Origin of the sequence: Halorubrum sp. Atlit-26R, assembly GCF_003666015.1 — an archaeon.
GTDB lineage: Archaea > Halobacteriota > Halobacteria > Halobacteriales > Haloferacaceae > Halorubrum.
The window spans coordinates 1-719 of sequence record NZ_QPLT01000216.1; the positions used below are offsets into that span (position 1 = coordinate 1).

Below are 719 nucleotides of genomic sequence, written 5' to 3' on the forward strand. Positions count from 1 at the left end.
ACTATCAGTAAACGGGAAAAGATGACTGACCGTTTTAGCGAATTTATTAACCAAGTGAGAGATCAATGATAGAGGCTGGTTTATCACACCCAGTTGCGGTTGTTGGGTTGGCCTTTTCTGTCGTAGCCCTTGTACTCGGTATCAGTACTACGTATCTTGCTGTACGTGGCTATCTTCGGAATGGTCAACGTCCGATGTTATTCATTGCTGCTGGGTTTGTTTTGGTACTCTTGACGCCATTCCTGTTATTATTTGTAATCATAATCCCAATAGCAGACGAAGTTACGTTTTATGCTGTGAGTGCTATCAATCAGACTATCGGGCTATGTTTGATATTATATGGTCTCTGGACACCACGTACTTCCAGTATATCTAAAAAAGCATAGCTGAGTCTATTCAAGGGAATTGAATCTCTGGCATAAGCCTCGGTTCACGATACGACACCTTGGACGTAAATGTGCGCGTAGGCGCTTGCCCACACGATGGAAAGTAATTCACTGACACTCGATGAGATGACGCTCAAAACGGGGTTCAACGAGGCCAGACTCATCCCCATCTCGGGGAGATATGTTGGGAGAAAGAGACTAGCTGCACTTCCAATAGCGATCACCCCGATAAGCACGAATTTTCCTCGGTAGTTCGTCGTGATGCGCCAACTCACGCGGAATGATTTGACCGGCCCGTACTGGCCGATGACACACGCCTCAAGCGCGAACCAG

Annotated in this window: 1 pseudogene; it reads right to left on the reverse strand. The window is 46.7% G+C overall.

Features of this window, described 5'->3' with window-relative positions:
* Positions 1 to 430 precede the first annotated feature (430 nt).
* Positions 431 to 719: pseudogene (locus tag DVK07_RS23930) on the reverse strand (hypothetical protein); the annotation flags it as partial.